We start from the raw sequence: 16,078 nt of genomic DNA, 5'->3' as shown, positions 1-16,078 counted from the left end.
TCTTTAGGATATAATACAATTGTTAGATTGTATTATATAAAGGAGAAAGGTCGTATGGCAAGACGTCAAAAGAAAAAATGGTCTAAAAAGAAAAAAGTGCTTATTTTTGGAGGATTAGCAGTAGCTATTGTAGTAGGTATTTATAGTGCTATAGTGACGGGGAATGCTAGTAAAAAACAGGCAGTTACAGCTGATTCATATAAAACTTATCAGGTTAAGGAAGGGACTGTTTCGACATCTACTATATTGACGGGTATTGTGAAAGCAAACGCTGAGCAATATGTCTACTTTGATAGTAGCAAAGGAGCGAGTGCGCAAGTTTTGGTATCTGTTGGACAACAGGTTGATGCAGGAGAGCAAGTTGTTCAATATGATAAGACAACCGCTCAAGCCGCTTACGATACTGCTGTGCGCAATCTTAACAAGATTGGACGTCAGATTGATTATCTAAAGACATATGGGGTTGCTCCAGCAACAACGCAAACGACATCGAATGAGACAAGTGATGAGGAGAATGCAACTACTGTTCAGCAAAGTCAACAACAAGCAACACAGGATAAGGCTAACTACAATCAGCAGTTGCAGGATTTGAATGACAGCTATGCTGATGCACAAGCAGAAGTCAATAAAGCTCAAGTTGCCTTGAATGATACTGTCGTGACGAGTCGTGTGTCAGGAACAGTTGTAGAAGTTAACAATGATATTGATCCCTCTTCAAAGGAAAATAAAACATTGGTTCATATCGCGACAGAAGGAGAGTTGCAAGTTCAAGGAAATCTTAGTGAGTATGATTTATCAACAGTCAAGGTTGGACAAGCTGTTACTATCAAATCAAAAGTCTATACTGATAAAACATGGCAAGGACAGATTTCTTATATTTCCAATTATCCAAATGATTCGTCAACAACTGCTACTACAACTGCGACAAATAGTGGTGCTTCAGCGTCGAACTATGAGTTCAAAGCAGATATTACGAGTCCTTTAGATGAGTTGAAGCAAGGTTACACGGTATCTCTTGAAGTGCAAAATAATGATAAGCATACCTTAGTACCGATATCGGCTATTGTCAAAAAGAATAAGAAAGCTTATGTCTGGGTTTACGATAAGGACAAGCAAAAAATTGCCAAAGCAGAGGTCAGCTTGGGGCAAGCCGACGCTAAATCGCAGGAAGTTTTAACAGGGTTGCAAACAGGACAAACGGTTATTGCAAACCCAAGTTCAGATTTTAAAAACGGACAAAAACTAGATGATGTAGTATCCGAATGAGATAAGAGATTGAGGTGATATACCATGACAGCTAATCCTAAAACGATAATCAAACTCAGTCAGATTGTGAAAAGTTATCAGAATGGTGAAGAAGAACTTCAAATTCTAAAAGGCATTGATTTGACGGTAAAAGAGGGCGAATTTCTAGCTATTATGGGTCCTTCTGGATCAGGAAAGTCAACTTTGATGAACATGATAGGACTTCTAGATCATCCAACATCTGGTGATTATTGGCTCAATGATGAGAATGTTGAAGTACTCAATGAAAAGGAACAAGCAAGAGTACGCAACGAGGAAATTGGATTTGTTTTTCAACAATTTTTCTTGCTTTCAAAGTTGGATGCGAGACAAAATGTGGAGTTGCCCTTAGTCTATGCAGGAATGTCTGCTAAAAAAAGAAAATTGCTTGCTGAACAATATTTATCAAAGGTAGAGTTAAAAGAGCGTATGAATCATTTACCATCTGAACTATCTGGTGGGCAAAAGCAACGAGTCGCTATTGCAAGAGCTTTGGTTAATAGCCCCTCAATTATCCTTGCTGATGAGCCTACTGGAGCGCTAGATACCAAGACAGGTGAGCAAATTATGGAGCTTCTAACCGCTCTCAACGAAGAGGGAAAAACCATTATCATGGTAACCCATGAACCAGAAATTGCAGATTATGCTAAACGCAAGATTGTCATTCGTGATGGTGAGATTACACTAGATACGACAGATAGCGTCCGAATAGGGTAAGGAGAAGTGAATGGAAAATTGGAAATTTGCTTTAAGTTCAATCATGGCGCATAAGATGCGCTCTCTTTTGACGATGTTGGGTATTATCATCGGAGTTGCATCTGTGGTTCTGATTATGGCTTTGGGGGACGGTATGCGGGCAGGTGTCTTAGATGAGATAACTGCAACGCAAAAGGATTTACAAGTTTATTACAAGTCTAAAGAAACCGAAAAACTTGAGCAAGCAGCAGCTAAAGAGGGGGGGATGATAGAAGCTGGTGGCGATGAGACGAATGAACCGGAAATAAAAGAAGAGTGGCTAGCCTCTATCGTCAAAGATTTCCCAGAAGTAACAGGCTACTATGTCACAAACCAATCAGTAGGGAAAGTCAGCTATCAGAAGAAAACAATGGATAATGTGGCTATTACAGGAATCAATCGCACTTTTATGGGAATAAAGAAGTATAATGTAGTCGCAGGACGTTCTTTTCAAGAGAGTGACTATACAAACTTTTCACGTGTGATGTTACTAGAAGAAAAGGTTGCTAAGTACTTGTTTCAAACACCGAAAAAAGCGTTGAATAAATTAGTTACCGTTTCAAATAAAGAATATCGTGTCATTGGAGTTTATAAAGACCCTGATGCGGGTAGTGCATTGTATGGTGCTGGGGATGGAAATGCTTTGATGACCAATACTCAGCTGGCTTCTGAAATGGGAGAAAAAGAAATAGGCAATATGTATTTCCACATTGAGGATGTAACGCAAGCCAATCGCTTAGGTGAGGAGATTGGTAATCGTTTGACAAAGCTTAGTCATGCTAAAGGTGGGCATTTTGCTAGCTATGATATGACAGCGATTATCAATAGTGTGAATCAGCAAGTTGGTATCATGACAGGTGTTATCGGTGGTATAGCCGCTATTTCTCTGCTTGTAGGTGGCATTGGTGTGATGAATATCATGCTTGTCTCTGTGACAGAACGTACGCGTGAGATTGGGCTTAGAAAGGCTATAGGTGCGACACGTTCTAAAATTTTGATGCAATTTTTGATTGAATCTATGGTTTTAACCTTGATTGGTGGTTTGATCGGTCTAGGTTTAGCTTATGGTTCGTCAGCACTTATTGCTTCCCTTCAGAGTCTGATCAAACCAACAGTGTCCGCACAAGTAGCTTTGTTTAGTTTGTTCTTTTCAGCAATTATTGGGATTTTGTTTGGTATATTGCCAGCCAATAAAGCAAGTAAACTCAATCCGATTGATGCTCTTCGTTATGAATAAAAGCCAGTCGATACTATCGGCTGGCTTTTGTCTGAAAAAATAGTTCTCTTGGAAACTTATTTATTGACAAATTTTTAGAAGAAAGATAAAATAATTATCATAGAAACTAATTGAACCTTTTCTAAAAAAGTGAGGTGTTTTTATGGGAGACCCTTTTAGTGATTTACGAAACTTAGTGACTCTGTTTGAAAGACGTGTTCAGCAAATTGCAAAAGAACATGATGTTGAGCATTTAAGTGGCCCACAGGGATTTGTCGTGATGTATCTTTATAAGCACTCTGGTGAGGAAGTTTTTATCAAAGATATAGAACAAAGATTGAAAATTTCAAAATCTGTTGCTAGTAATCTGATTAATCGGATGGAAAAAAATAGCTTCATCAAAGTTATTCCATCTCAAAAAGATAAACGTTATAAGCAATTGGTTTTGACATCGTTAGGAAATCAAAAAGCGGCAAAATTAGCAAATTTTCATCAGGTGATTCATGATAAAATCCTAGCGGATATTGATCTGACAGAGTTAAAAATAGCTAAGAAAGTCATAAGAAAAATTCGGGAAAATTTAGAAATTAAGGAGTATAGTAAGCGATGCTAAAAATTTTCAAACGCTTGATAGCTAAAGAATGGCTGATGATGTTATTGAGTGTAGTGTTTGTATGTATCGAAGTTTGGGCAAATTTAAAAGTGCCTGACTACATGTCTAGTATTACAAAATTACTGCAAAGTAGCAGCACAAAAGTTTCTGATGTGATGAATCCTGGTTGGAAAATGATTGGATTTTCACTTCTAGGATTTGCTTCAGCGGTTGTTGTTGGATTTATTGCAGCACGTGTTGCTGCTAGTTTCACAACACGTTTACGTGAGGATATTTTCAATCGTGTCATGGATTACTCAGATGCTGAAATTAAAAACTTTAGTATTCCAAGTCTTTTGACGCGTACGACTAATGACCTTACACAAATTCAAATGTTAATCACAATGGGGTTGCAAGTGGTGACTATGGGACCTATCATGGCAATCTGGGCTTTGACCAAGATTTGGGGCGAAAGCTCTAGCTGGACAATGACATTAGGTGTTGCCATTGTTGTTGTTATCATTATGATATCCATCTTACTTATCTTAGCTTTTCCAAAACAAAGTAAGGTTCAGGTTTTAACAGATAAGCTCAATGCTACAACACGTGAGATTCTAACAGGTATTCGGGTAGTACGTGCTTACAACGCTGAAGATTATCAAGACGATAAGTACAATGCGGTCAATAATAACATTACTCGCCTAAACCTCTTTGTTTACCGCTTGATGGCTTTGATGAATCCTGTTATGACAGCTGTTTCGTCTGGTTTGACCTTGACAGTTTATTGGATTGGAGCTTATTTGATTAATGATATTAAGCTACCAGGGTTGACACAAAAGGCATTAGCTAATGGTTCTTATGCGACGAACCTTGCTACTAGTATGAAAGATCGTGTTGCTGTCTTTTCGGATATGGTTGTGTTCTCAAGCTACGCTATGCAAGTCATCATCGGCTTTATGCTTATGGCATTTGTCTTTATGATTTTGCCACGTGCTCTTGTTTCTGCACGTCGTATCAATGAAGTTTTCGCTTTAGAATCTTCGGTTATCTTTGAAGAAGAAACTGCTAAAATGAGTCATACAACAGGTGAAGTCGAGTTTCATGATGTTTCTTTCCGATATTCAAAAACCTCTGACGATGTGATTGAGCATGTTAATTTCACCGCTAAAAAAGGTGAAACGGTTGCATTTATTGGTTCAACTGGTTCTGGGAAATCAACTCTGATTAGCCTTATTCCACGCTTTTATGATACGACTGGAGGTTACATCAAGGTAGATGGTGTCAAACTAAAGCACTATTCTGAAAAAGATTTGAACGATAAGATTGGCTTTATTCCCCAAAAAGCTGTACTTTATAGTGGAACCATTCGATCAAATATGACTTTTGGTGAAAGCAGCCAAGGATCACTCTCAGATGAAGCTATTTGGGAGGCACTCGAATTAGCACAGGCGAGAGATTTTGTGGAGTCCAAAGAGAAGGGACTAGACACAGAGGTTGCTCAAGGCGGAACTAACTTTTCAGGTGGTCAACGGCAACGTTTAGCTATCGCACGTGCATTGGCTCGTAAGCCAGAAGTACTCATCTTTGATGATTCTTTCTCCGCTTTAGATTACAAGACAGATAAGAAATTGCGTCATGAGTTGCATGAAAAATTAGCAGATACAACAAAACTCATTGTTGCACAACGTATTTCAACTATCATGGATGCCGATCAGATTCTTGTACTTGATAAAGGGGTCGTTGTTGGTCAAGGAACACACCAAGAGTTGCTTGCAAACAATGCTGTTTATCAAGAAATTGCTTATTCTCAATTATCTAAGGAGGAATTAGAAAATGGAAAATAAAGAAAAAACCGCTCTAATCAAGCGCCTCCTTCCCTATACGAAAGGTTTTCGTCTGCCATTTATCTTGGCGCTGATATGTGCAGTGATTTCAAGTTGGATTACCGTCTATGGCCCAAATATTATCAGTGATATTACCAATACCATTTCATCTTCACTTAAGAATGCTTCTCAGATTGTAGCTTATCTACAAGCAGGTCACATCAAAGAAGCTATGGGTGTCAATGCAGATGTGGATACTGCCAAGGTTGCACAGCTAGCAGGTCGATTAGCTGTTCTTTATGGTATTGGAGCTTTAGTATCATACTATCAACAATACACTTTTACAACGATTATTCAAAAGTTTTCAAATCGTATGCGAAAAGCTATCGCAGAAAAAATCAATCGTGTACCACTAGCTTATTTTGATTCACATACACAAGGTGATACGCTTTCTCGTGTGACGAATGATGTTGATACGATGGCGCAATCCCTCCAACAAAGTTTAGGAACAATTTTTTCAAGTTCTATTCTCCTGATTGCTGCTATCATCATGATGATAAAAACCAATGGACGATTAGCCACTGTCGCTATTCTTTCTGTTCTTATCGGTTTTATTATTACTATGGTTATCATTGCAAGTTCCCAACCGCTCTTTAAACGTCAGCAAAAAAACTTGTCCAATGTATCTGGTTATGTCGAGGAGATTTACTCAGGACATAATGTTGTTAAGTCTTATTCTGCAACAGCAGAAGTCAAAGAGCAGTTTAAAAAGTTGAACAGCGCCCTTTACAAGAGTATGTGGCAATCACAGTTTTTCTCAGGGATTATGATGCCTTTGATGCAATTTATTGGGAATTTCGGTTACGTCATGGTCTGTGTCTTTGGTGCCATCTGGATGATTGATGGTAAAGTCAGCATGGGAACAATCGTCGCCTTTATGATTTATGTCCGTATCTTTTCTCAACCCCTTTCCCAACTAGCACAAGCCTTTGGTCAGTTGCAACAAGCAAGTGCTGGTATGAACCGTGTTTTTGAATTCTTAGAAGAAAATGAGATGGAAGAGGAGAGCGGTAAAACAAAACAATTAACTACTATCAAGGGAGACGTTTCCTTTGAGCATGTCAATTTTGGTTATTCAAAAGATAAGACAATCATTCACGATTTCTCAGCACAAGCTAAGGCAGGACAAAAAATTGCCATTGTAGGACCAACAGGTGCTGGTAAAACGACTCTAGTTAACCTGCTCATGCGTTTTTACGAAGTAGATGGTGGTCTGATTAGTATTGACGGTGTCAATGTCCATGATATGACACGTGAAGAAGTCCACGATGCTTTTTCTATGGTGCTTCAAGATACTTGGTTGTTTGAAGGAACCATCAAGGAAAACTTAATTTACAATCAAAAAGGTATCACAGATGAGCAAGTAGAAGCTGCAACAAAAGCTGTAGGTGTCCACCACTTTATCAAGACTTTGCCAAATGGCTATGATAGTGTCTTAGATGATAGTTTGACATTATCTGTTGGACAAAAGCAATTATTAACTATTGCGCGTGCGTTGCTTAAAGATGCACCACTTCTTATCTTAGATGAAGCTACGTCATCTGTTGATACACGTACAGAAGAGCTTATCCAAAAAGCAATGGATAAGTTGATGGAAGGTCGTACTTCATTTGTTATTGCTCATCGTCTCTCAACGATTAAAAATGCTGATTTGATTTTGGTAATGAAAGATGGTAATATTATTGAGCAGGGCAACCATGATGCTCTTATGGCTCAAAATGGTTTCTATGCAGACCTCTACAATTCTCAATTTGAAGAAAATTAAGCCAAAGTCCGAGCTTAGCTCGGACTTTTTAGATATTTGATTTCATTAGGGAATTATCAAAATTAGTCAAATTATTTTTGCTATGTTATAATAATCTTATGAACATTTGGATGGGACTAGCTCAGTTTGCGACATTTGAGACAGAACGCTTAATTTTACGCCCATTTACCTTTACAGATGAGAGAGATTTTTGGGAGATTACAAAAAGACCTAGCAATCTTCGCTTTATATTTCCAAGCCCTAAAACCAAAGAGGAAAGTTCAAGACTAATGGTTGAACGTTTTATGCGTATGCCTTTGGGAATATGGGCTATTGAGTTAAAAACGAATCAGCAGATGATTGGTGCTATTTCTTTTGATAAGCTTGATTGTTACGACGAAACTTGTGAAATTGGTTATTTTTTAAAAGAGAGCGAGTGGGGATGTGGTTACATGACAGAAGCATTGAAAAATATTGTTTTTCTTGCTTTTTATGAGTTAAAGTTAGCACGTTTAACCATTATCACACATGAGGAAAACAAGGCTAGTCAGCGTGTTGCACAAAAAGCAGGATTTACGCTCTTGCGCTACTATAAGGGTAGTGATCGTTACACACATCAGATGAGTTCTTATGCAGAGTATGCTCTAAGTAGAAAGGACTACCACTATGAGTAAGCATCAGGACATTTTAGATTATCTTGAAAATCTCGCTATTGGGAAACGTGTCAGTGTCCGTAGTATTTCTAATCATCTGAAAGTAAGCGAGGGAACAGCTTATCGCGCTATAAAAGAGGCTGAAAATCGTGGAATCGTTGCGACAAAGCCCCGTAGTGGTACAATTCGGATTGCTCAATCCAATAAAGTGCAGATTGAAACGTTGACCTATTCCGAAATTGCAAGAATTAGCGATTCACAGGTATTGGCAGGTGAGGCGGGGTTGAGCCATGAGTTTAGTCGGTTTTCTATAGGTGCTATGACGCGTGAAAATATTGGACGTTACTTGGTACGTGGAGGATTGTTGATTGTTGGCGATAGAGAGAATATTCAGCTATTGGCTCTAGAAAATCACAATGCCATTTTGATTACAGGAGGTTTTGGCGTATCACAGCGTGTCATAAAAACAGCAGATAGTCTGGGCATCCCTGTCATGGTGACGCATTATGACACTTTTACAGTTGCTACTATGATTAACCACGCCTTGTCTGATGTGCGTATTAAGACTGATTTGAAAACGGTTAATCAAGTTTACCAATCAAAGCATGATTATGGTTATTTGACAACAATTCATACACTAAAAGATTTCAATCAACTCGTCAAACAAACAAAGCATGTGCGCTTTCCAGTCGTTGATGAGGATAATTATGTTGTTGGTGTGATTAGTGTGCAAGATACTGTTAGTAAACCAAATGATACTCAAATAGAGCTTGTCATGTCAAAAGATGTCATCACAGCAAAACCGCATATGAGTCTAGCTAATATTAGTCAAAAGATGATTTTTGAAGATCTCAATATGCTTCCCGTGATGACAGAGGATAGGCAACTATTGGGGGTGATTACGAGACGTCAAGCTATGGAAAATCTACCCAATACGCAACCACGTGAGGTTTATACGGTAAGTGATCAGATTATTACCAATCTTCAGTATGATCATGGTGATTACTGCTTGATTGTAGAGCCTGCTTTGGTGGACAGTTCGGGTAATATTGCACAGGGTGTTTTAGTAGAGGCTTTGCATGCCATTATCAATCGTAAATTGACCAAAAAAAGTCCTAAAAATATTATCGTTGAAGAACTGTCTATTCATTTCTTACAAGTAGTACAGATTGATGATATTTTGCGAATACGTCCTAAAGTGATTAGTGAAAAGCGACGTAGCGCATTACTAGATTTTGATATTTGTTTAGATGACCAACTGATTGCAAAAGCAATAATCACAGCTAAAATAAATTAAGTAAAAATAAAAGGAGACAAGATGATTACTCTAAAATCAAAACGAGAAATTGAAGCTATGGATCGTGCTGGTGATTTTCTAGCTAGCATTCATATTGGGCTTAGAGATGTGATTAAGCCAGGTATAGATATGTGGGAAGTCGAAGAATACGTTCGTCGTCGTTGTAAAGAAGCAAATGTACTTCCACTCCAAATTGGGGTTGACGGTTCTATCATGGATTATCCTTATGCGACTTGTTGTGGGCTAAATGATGAAGTGGCACACGCTTTCCCACGTCATTATATTTTGAAAGATGGTGACCTCCTTAAAGTGGATATGGTGCTTAGTGAACCACTTGATAAGTCAGTTGTTGATGTCTCAAAACTTAATTTTGATAATGTCAAACAAGTCAAAAAATATACCCAAAGCTATACGGGTGGCTTAGCTGATTCTTGCTGGGCTTATGCTGTTGGTGAGGTGTCTGATGAAGTCAAAAATTTGATGAACGTTACTAAAGAATGCCTTTATATTGGGATTGAAAAAGCCGTTGTTGGCAACCGTATCGGTGATATTGGCGCAGCGATTCAAGAATACGCTGAAAGCCGTGGATACGGTGTTGTTCGTGATTTAGTAGGACACGGCGTTGGTCCTACAATGCACGAAGAACCAATGGTTCCACACTATGGAAAAGCTGGACGAGGCCTTCGTTTGCGTGAAGGTATGGTATTGACTATTGAGCCGATGATTAATACAGGCACTTGGAAAATTGACACGGATATGAAAACTGGTTGGGCTCATAAGACGCTTGACAGTGGTTTGTCATGCCAATACGAACATCAATTTGTCATCACTAAAGATGGACCTGTTATTTTAACAAGTCAAGGAGAAGAAAGAACTTACTGATACGACTGAAAAGTCAGTTGTTGAAAAGTGGACAGATAAGCTTGATTTTTGCCATTAAAAATTTATTTTAAACATTACCAAAGTACAGAGATGGATTTATCAACTATCGCAATGGCTTATTATCTGTTGCTAACAACTTTTCCACTAGTGGTAATTGCAGCTAATATTTTTCCTTATCTCAATATTGATACCACTGACTTTTTGAGCTGTTTTGAGTGCTATCTATCAAGAATTGCATGAAGGTTTTGCAGAAAATAGAAGAGGGGATTTAGTTTCTATCTTGCAGAGTCGTTCAAAAAATGAAAGAGATTTTATAGATAACGATGATAAAAAGCAGTGTTTTGTAAAATCACTGCTTTTTTAGTGAGCTAAGTTTTTAAAGACAAAGACTTTACTTAAAATATAGTTTAGTAAAATGACAAATGTTTGAGAGAAAAATATCTCTATGAGATTGATTAAGTGTTCATTGTCGTTTACAAAATATCCGATAAAATGAGGATAGTGTGCAACTAGGAGGTAAGCAAACGCAATATCAATTAAGGCAGTTGCTAATCTAGAGATTATAAATTTTCCAAGACGACAAAGCCATCCTTGACGTATCTGGCGAAAGACGATGGTATCGTTTGTGATAAAGGCAAAGAGTATAGACAGAATATTGGCGATGGTAGCTGATACGCTAGCATCTAGGGATAAAATGGCTAACAATAGGCGAGTTATCAAGTAAACGAACGTTGTCAAACCGCCAAAAATCAAATATAAAATACCCTCGTTTTGTAGCACCTTTTGAGATAAGGCTATCATTTGTTTCATACTTTTATTATATCATATCCCCCAGTAAAATAGAATTGCAAAAGAAAAAGGTCTTGGCAAGCGCATTTGTTTGTGATAGAATGAAGAAGCTGTTATATCAGCCCTTGGTGCTTTGCTTCTTTCACCAAGCATATTACAAACCTTAGTTTATCTAAGTGTTAAAGGAGATACTCATGAAATATTTAACGATTAACGATTTTGCTAAAATAGCTATTGTTGCAGCGCTTTACGTCGTTCTAACCATTACACCGCCGCTCAACGCTATCTCTTATGGGGCTTATCAGTTTCGTGTTGCTGAGATGCTAAATTTTTTAGCTTTTTATAACCGCAAATATATCATTAGCTTGACGATTGGTTGTATGATTGCTAATTTCTTTAGTTTTGGCTTGATTGATGTGGTTGTAGGAAGCTTATCGACTTTGATTTTTGTTAGTCTTGGGGTATGGCTGTTTGAACGCTACGTGGATGAGCGTATTATTAGAGGAGCATTTAACAAAGCCTTTTTCTTCTTTGCGTTCTTCTTTTCAGCTTCTATGGTGACCGTCGCAGCTGAGTTAGCTGTTATTGCGGAAGCGCCGTTCTGGATAACTTGGCTCACAACAGCTCTAGGAGAGTTGGCATCACTCTTGGTTGGAGCAGTTGTAATTGATCGAATTGCAAGAAGAATTGACTTTACAAAATAGAGGTATAAAGAGCGAGTTATCGCTCTTTATTTATAATTTAGGAAGATAGAAAATGAGTTAAAATCTTACATAAAATGGCACTTTTGTGGTAAAATAAGACTATGTTAGATCGAATGAATGAACTCGTAAAACTTCTCAATCGTTATGCGAGAGAATACTATACAGAAGATAATCCTAGCATTGCTGATAGCGAGTATGACGCACTTTATCGAGAGTTAATAGAGCTTGAAAAGAAATATCCCGAAGGGATTCTACCAGATAGTCCAACCCATCGTGTGGGTGGTCTTGTGCTTTCTAATTTTGATAAATACAGGCATGTCTATCCTCTCTACTCTTTGCAGGATGCTTTTTCTCGTGAGGAATTAGAGGATTTTGACCGTAGAGTTAAGGAGCGTTTTCCTGAGGCTCGCTATGTTGTGGAGCTAAAAATTGATGGTCTATCAATTTCTTTGACTTACCATGATGGTGTCTTGCGGGTGGGAGCAACACGTGGTGATGGAATGATTGGTGAAAATATCACGGAAAACTTAAAGCGTGTTAAGGATATTCCTTTAGTGCTTGATAAGCCACTTAGTATTACCATTCGTGGCGAGTGTTATTTGCCAAAGGCTTCTTTTGACAAGATTAACCAAGATCGTCGATTTAACGGTGAATCTGAGTTTGCTAACCCTAGAAATGCAGCCGCAGGGACACTGAGACAGCTTGATACAACAGTTGTCGCTAAGCGCAATCTTGCTACTTTTCTTTACCAAGAGGTTAGTCCTACCACTTGCACTAGCCAAGAGGAAGTTTTGCAAGCACTAGCAAAAGAAGGCTTTTCAGTCAATCATCATTATATCGTGACATCATCTATGAATGAGATTTGGCAGTTTATCGAAGAGATTGGAGATGAGCGCAAGCAACTTTCCTATGACATTGATGGAATTGTCATTAAGGTCGATGATCTTGCTATGCAAGAAGAGCTAGGCTATACTGTTAAAGCACCACGTTGGGCGATTGCTTATAAATTTCCTGCTGAGGAAAAAGAAGCTGAAATTTTGGGTGTGGATTGGACTGTTGGGCGAACAGGGGTTGTGACACCAACAGCTAACTTAACACCTATTCAGTTAGCTGGAACTACGGTTAGTCGTGCGACTCTTCATAATGTTGACTATATCATTGAAAAAGACATCCGTATAGGTGATACTGTTGTCGTCTACAAAGCTGGCGATATTATTCCTGCAGTTTTACATGTAGTTGAGACAAATCGCCATCAGGAGTTAGTTATGCCCATTCCCAGCAAATGCCCTTCTTGTGATAGTGACTTAATCCATTTTGAGGATGAGGTGGCATTGCGTTGTATCAACCCTATCTGTCCGAGTCAAGTCAAGGAACGCCTTGCGCATTTTGCCAGTCGTGATGCGATGAATATTACAGGATTTGGTCCTTCTCTTGTTAAAAAGCTCTATACTGCGCATCTAGTGCGTGACGTGGCAGATATTTATAAGCTGACCCTTGATGATTTTTTGAGTCTTAAAGGTATCAAGGAAAAATCAGCTACAAAGTTAATTAAGGCTATCCAGACCTCCAAAGATAATTCAGCAGAGCGTCTATTGTTTGGATTGGGAATTAGGCATATTGGTAGCAAGGTTTCACGTCAACTTTTGGAGACTTTTCATAGTCTAGATGCGCTAAGGCATGCTTCCTTTGATGAAATAGCTCAAATAGAAGGTCTTGGTGAGGTGATCGCCGATTCCCTTACTAGCTATTTTGCAAAGACAGAAGTACATGAGCTTATATATGATCTAGATTCTTATGGTGTTAATATGACTTTTCTGGGTCAGGATAGCAGTCGCAGTGGTACTTTGACAGGTCTTACTGTTGTTTTGACAGGAAAATTAGAGGAATTAACACGAAATGAAGCTAAGGAAAAGTTACAGAATCTAGGCGCTAAAGTGACAGGAAGCGTGTCGAAAAAGACAGATATTGTGGTAGCAGGTAGTGATGCTGGAAGCAAACTCACCAAAGCTCAAGAACTCGGTATTGAAGTTCGTGATGAAAATTGGTTGCGAAGTTTATAGACCTTATTTAGAAAGAAGAGAGTGGTGCTATGCGTAAACAATTAAAAGCACGTTTGATTTACAATCCGACCTCTGGTCAAGAGTTGATGAAACGCTATGTCGGTGAAGTTTTGAATATCCTAGAAGGATTTGGTTATGAAAGCTCAGCTTTTCAGACTACACCAGAGAAAAACTCAGCTCGTAATGAAGCTGAACGTTCTGCAAAGGCTGGTTTTGATTTGGTCATTGCAGCCGGAGGAGATGGAACAATCAACGAGGTGGTAAATGGCATCGCTCCTCTCAAAAAACGTCCTAAAGTAGCAATTATTCCGACAGGCACGACTAATGATTTTGCAAGAGCTTTAAAAATTCCTCGAGGAAATCCTGTTGCCGCCGCCAAAGTTATTGGAAAAAAACAGATTGTTAAGATGGATATTGGTCATGCTCGTGATGATACTTATTTTATCAATATTGCTGCAGCAGGGACGCTGACAGAGCTGACCTATAGTGTGCCGAGTCACCTAAAAACGACTTTTGGCTACCTTGCTTATCTAGCTAAAGGTGCGGAGCTTCTTCCGCAAGTGAGTAAAGTCCCTGTCAAAATTACTCACGATGAAGGTATCTTTGAGGGTGAAACGTCAATGATTTTTGCAGCTATTACAAACTCCGTTGGAGGATTTGAACAGATTGCTCCGGATGCTAAGTTGGATGATGGTTTGTTTACCCTGATTATTGTCAAAACTGCGAATCTTCTCCATCTACTAAGTTTAATTAGGTTACTTCTTTCGGGAAAACACATTTATGATAAGCGTATTGAGTATATCAAAACAAGCAAGATTATTATTGAGCCACAGTCTGACAAACGCATGATGATTAATTTGGATGGTGAGTATGGTGGTGATGCTCCTATTACACTGATTAATCTGAAAAATCATATTTCCTTTTTTGCTGATACTGATGAGATTTCAGATGATGCCCTGCTCCTTGATACAGAGGATTTGGCAATGGAAGCTATCGCCCAAAAATTCGCAAATGAGGTAGAAGATTTGGAAAAACAGTCTTAAAAAGGCAATAGACAGCATTAGTCATAATGCTGTCTATTTTTGGTATTTTTAAAAATGCTGTAGCGTAAAAAGCGGATAAAATCTAGTCACATTTGGCAATAATGTCCATTAATAGTGAAAAAAGATGAGTTATTTACTGAAAATGTCATCAAAAACCTCCCATTTCATTGACATTAATCCCAAATAGGTCTAAAATAGAAAGGGTAAATTTATAAAAAAGGAGAATTCTATTATGAATTTAGCTATTTTAGCACTTGGTTTTGCCGTGATGGGTGTGTCTATCGGTGAAGGTATCTTAGTAGCCAATATCGCCAAATCTGCAGCACGCCAACCGGAAATGTTTAGTAAATTGCAAACATTGATGTTTACAGGTGTTGCCTTTATTGAAGGAACTTTCTTCGTTCTCTTTGCCTTTACATTCTTGGTAAAATAGCCGTAGTATTAGAAGGAAGGAGGGATGAGGATTGGAAACAACTGTTAATCCAACCGTATCTTTTTTAGGCATTGAGTTTGATTTGACCATCCTTGCTATGTCTCTCTTGACGGTTACGATTATTTTTTTCTTGGTCTTTTGGGCCAGTTGCAAGATGACTCTAAAGCCAAAAGGCAAGCAAAATGTGTTAGAATTTCTCTACGAATTGGTTAATGATACCATTTCACAGAATCTAGGGGACTATACGAAAAACTACAGTCTTTTGATGTTTGTCATCTTTACCTTTGTTTTTGTGGCAAATAACTTGGGACTTCTAACAAAATTAGAAGTTAATGGTTATAATTTGTGGATGGGTGAGACGGAAAATTTTGGTGTTACCTTTACTCTTTCACTACTTATTTCCCTTATTTGTCATGTTGAAGGTATTCGCAAAAAAGGAGTCTCAGGTTATCTCAAGGGTTTTTTAACACCTTATCCAGCCATGTTACCGATGAACCTTTTAGAAGAAGTGACCAATCTTGCTTCTCTTGCTCTACGTCTATTTGGTAATATTTACTCTGGTGCTGTGGTAACCTCGCTGATCTTACAACTCGCTCACTTATCTATTTTTACTGGTCCTGTTGCTTTTTTACTTAATATGGTTTGGGTCGCTTTTTCGATTTTTATCGGCTTTATTCAAGCTTATGTCTTTATCATTTTGAGTTCAAGCTACATCGGTAACAAAGTTAATGGTGAAGGTGAATAAGTTATGGAAGAGGAAAAA

The 16,078-nt window shown here is 38.3% G+C and carries 15 protein-coding genes, 1 pseudogene and 1 riboswitch; of the genes and pseudogenes, 15 read left to right on the top strand and 1 reads right to left on the bottom strand.

Going from position 1 to position 16,078, the window contains the following annotated elements; genetic code table 11:
• Positions 1-54 precede the first annotated feature (54 nt).
• The 10 genes and pseudogenes from NXS10_RS02235 to NXS10_RS02190 form a co-directional block, all read left to right on the top strand.
• Entirely contained in the window at positions 55-1,266 is a 1,212-nt protein-coding gene (locus NXS10_RS02235) for an efflux RND transporter periplasmic adaptor subunit (protein ID WP_259137175.1), read from the top strand.
• Positions 1,267-1,290: 24 nt separating this feature from the next.
• Positions 1,291-2,001: an ABC transporter ATP-binding protein gene (locus NXS10_RS02230; RefSeq protein WP_259137173.1), complete on the top strand. Its 711-nt coding sequence runs from the start codon at positions 1,291-1,293 to the stop codon at positions 1,999-2,001.
• Between the two features lie 10 nt (positions 2,002-2,011).
• Positions 2,012-3,256 (top strand): ABC transporter permease, encoded by a 1,245-nt coding sequence (locus NXS10_RS02225; protein ID WP_259137171.1) that lies wholly within the window; start codon positions 2,012-2,014, stop codon positions 3,254-3,256.
• 142 nt (positions 3,257-3,398) lie between these two features.
• Positions 3,399-3,848: a MarR family winged helix-turn-helix transcriptional regulator gene (locus tag NXS10_RS02220; RefSeq protein ID WP_259137169.1), complete on the top strand. Its 450-nt coding sequence runs from the start codon at positions 3,399-3,401 to the stop codon at positions 3,846-3,848.
• Positions 3,842-5,671: an ABC transporter ATP-binding protein gene (locus NXS10_RS02215; RefSeq protein WP_259137166.1), complete on the top strand. Its 1,830-nt coding sequence runs from the start codon at positions 3,842-3,844 to the stop codon at positions 5,669-5,671. The genes NXS10_RS02220 and NXS10_RS02215 overlap by 7 nt, the downstream gene beginning before the upstream one ends.
• Complete coding sequence (locus tag NXS10_RS02210; protein WP_259137164.1) at positions 5,661-7,475, top strand: ABC transporter ATP-binding protein; 1,815 nt, start codon at positions 5,661-5,663, stop codon at positions 7,473-7,475. Before NXS10_RS02215 ends, NXS10_RS02210 begins: the two co-directional genes overlap by 11 nt.
• 98 nt (positions 7,476-7,573) lie before the next feature.
• Entirely contained in the window at positions 7,574-8,128 is a 555-nt protein-coding gene (locus NXS10_RS02205) for a GNAT family N-acetyltransferase (protein WP_259137162.1), read from the top strand.
• Positions 8,121-9,404: a CBS-HotDog domain-containing transcription factor SpxR gene (spxR, locus tag NXS10_RS02200; protein ID WP_259137161.1), complete on the top strand. Its 1,284-nt coding sequence runs from the start codon at positions 8,121-8,123 to the stop codon at positions 9,402-9,404. Before NXS10_RS02205 ends, spxR begins: the two co-directional genes overlap by 8 nt.
• Positions 9,405-9,425: 21 nt before the next feature.
• Positions 9,426-10,286 carry a methionyl aminopeptidase gene (locus NXS10_RS02195; protein WP_259137159.1) on the top strand — a complete coding sequence of 287 codons (861 nt, stop codon included), beginning with the start codon at positions 9,426-9,428 and terminating at the stop codon, positions 10,284-10,286.
• Positions 10,287-10,334: 48 nt separating this feature from the next.
• A pseudogene (locus NXS10_RS02190) lies at positions 10,335-10,517 on the top strand (YihY/virulence factor BrkB family protein); the annotation flags it as partial.
• 129 nt (positions 10,518-10,646) lie between these two features.
• Here NXS10_RS02190 and NXS10_RS02185 read toward each other — a convergent pair.
• Positions 10,647-11,087: a GtrA family protein gene (locus NXS10_RS02185; RefSeq protein ID WP_373317977.1), complete on the bottom strand. Its 441-nt coding sequence runs from the start codon at positions 11,085-11,087 to the stop codon at positions 10,647-10,649.
• Between the two features lie 80 nt (positions 11,088-11,167).
• Positions 11,168-11,272, top strand: a riboswitch (PreQ1 riboswitch).
• Here NXS10_RS02185 and NXS10_RS02180 point away from each other — a divergent pair.
• The 5 genes from NXS10_RS02180 to atpB all read left to right on the top strand — a co-directional run bounded on the left by NXS10_RS02180 (position 11,270) and on the right by atpB (position 16,060).
• The gene (locus NXS10_RS02180) at positions 11,270-11,779 is read left to right on the top strand and encodes a QueT transporter family protein (RefSeq protein WP_259137155.1); all 510 of its coding nucleotides are present in this window, start codon (positions 11,270-11,272) and stop codon (positions 11,777-11,779) included. It overlaps the preceding riboswitch by 3 nt.
• A 101-nt stretch (positions 11,780-11,880) precedes the next feature.
• Positions 11,881-13,839: an NAD-dependent DNA ligase LigA gene (ligA, locus tag NXS10_RS02175; RefSeq protein WP_259137153.1), complete on the top strand. Its 1,959-nt coding sequence runs from the start codon at positions 11,881-11,883 to the stop codon at positions 13,837-13,839.
• 29 nt (positions 13,840-13,868) lie between these two features.
• Positions 13,869-14,882 carry a diacylglycerol kinase family lipid kinase gene (locus NXS10_RS02170; RefSeq protein ID WP_259137151.1) on the top strand — a complete coding sequence of 338 codons (1,014 nt, stop codon included), beginning with the start codon at positions 13,869-13,871 and terminating at the stop codon, positions 14,880-14,882.
• Between the two features lie 232 nt (positions 14,883-15,114).
• Positions 15,115-15,315: a F0F1 ATP synthase subunit C gene (locus tag NXS10_RS02165; RefSeq protein ID WP_259137149.1), complete on the top strand. Its 201-nt coding sequence runs from the start codon at positions 15,115-15,117 to the stop codon at positions 15,313-15,315.
• 31 nt (positions 15,316-15,346) lie between these two features.
• Positions 15,347-16,060 (top strand): F0F1 ATP synthase subunit A, encoded by a 714-nt coding sequence (gene atpB / locus NXS10_RS02160; RefSeq protein WP_259137147.1) that lies wholly within the window; start codon positions 15,347-15,349, stop codon positions 16,058-16,060.
• Positions 16,061-16,078: the final 18 nt, after the last annotated feature.

This window comes from Streptococcus sciuri (assembly GCF_024814375.1).
GTDB lineage: Bacteria > Bacillota > Bacilli > Lactobacillales > Streptococcaceae > Streptococcus > Streptococcus sciuri.
Note: the sequence above shows the minus strand (reverse complement) of the source record. Positions and strands in the feature narration are given on the sequence as shown.

What these genes read in the sequence shown, in the direction of transcription:
- NXS10_RS02235 (WP_259137175.1), top strand. Translation starts at nt 55, where the DNA reads ATGGCAAGACGTCAAAAGAAAAAATGGTCTAAAAAGAAAAAAGTGCTT.
- NXS10_RS02230 (WP_259137173.1), top strand. Translation starts at nt 1,291, where the DNA reads ATGACAGCTAATCCTAAAACGATAATCAAACTCAGTCAGATTGTGAAA.
- NXS10_RS02225 (WP_259137171.1), top strand. Translation starts at nt 2,012, where the DNA reads ATGGAAAATTGGAAATTTGCTTTAAGTTCAATCATGGCGCATAAGATG.
- NXS10_RS02220 (WP_259137169.1), top strand. Translation starts at nt 3,399, where the DNA reads ATGGGAGACCCTTTTAGTGATTTACGAAACTTAGTGACTCTGTTTGAA.
- NXS10_RS02215 (WP_259137166.1), top strand. Translation starts at nt 3,842, where the DNA reads ATGCTAAAAATTTTCAAACGCTTGATAGCTAAAGAATGGCTGATGATG.
- NXS10_RS02210 (WP_259137164.1), top strand. Translation starts at nt 5,661, where the DNA reads ATGGAAAATAAAGAAAAAACCGCTCTAATCAAGCGCCTCCTTCCCTAT.
- NXS10_RS02205 (WP_259137162.1), top strand. Translation starts at nt 7,574, where the DNA reads ATGAACATTTGGATGGGACTAGCTCAGTTTGCGACATTTGAGACAGAA.
- spxR (WP_259137161.1), top strand. Translation starts at nt 8,121, where the DNA reads ATGAGTAAGCATCAGGACATTTTAGATTATCTTGAAAATCTCGCTATT.
- NXS10_RS02195 (WP_259137159.1), top strand. Translation starts at nt 9,426, where the DNA reads ATGATTACTCTAAAATCAAAACGAGAAATTGAAGCTATGGATCGTGCT.
- NXS10_RS02185 (WP_373317977.1), bottom strand. Translation starts at nt 11,087, where the DNA reads ATGATAGCCTTATCTCAAAAGGTGCTACAAAACGAGGGTATTTTATAT.
- NXS10_RS02180 (WP_259137155.1), top strand. Translation starts at nt 11,270, where the DNA reads ATGAAATATTTAACGATTAACGATTTTGCTAAAATAGCTATTGTTGCA.
- ligA (WP_259137153.1), top strand. Translation starts at nt 11,881, where the DNA reads ATGTTAGATCGAATGAATGAACTCGTAAAACTTCTCAATCGTTATGCG.
- NXS10_RS02170 (WP_259137151.1), top strand. Translation starts at nt 13,869, where the DNA reads ATGCGTAAACAATTAAAAGCACGTTTGATTTACAATCCGACCTCTGGT.
- NXS10_RS02165 (WP_259137149.1), top strand. Translation starts at nt 15,115, where the DNA reads ATGAATTTAGCTATTTTAGCACTTGGTTTTGCCGTGATGGGTGTGTCT.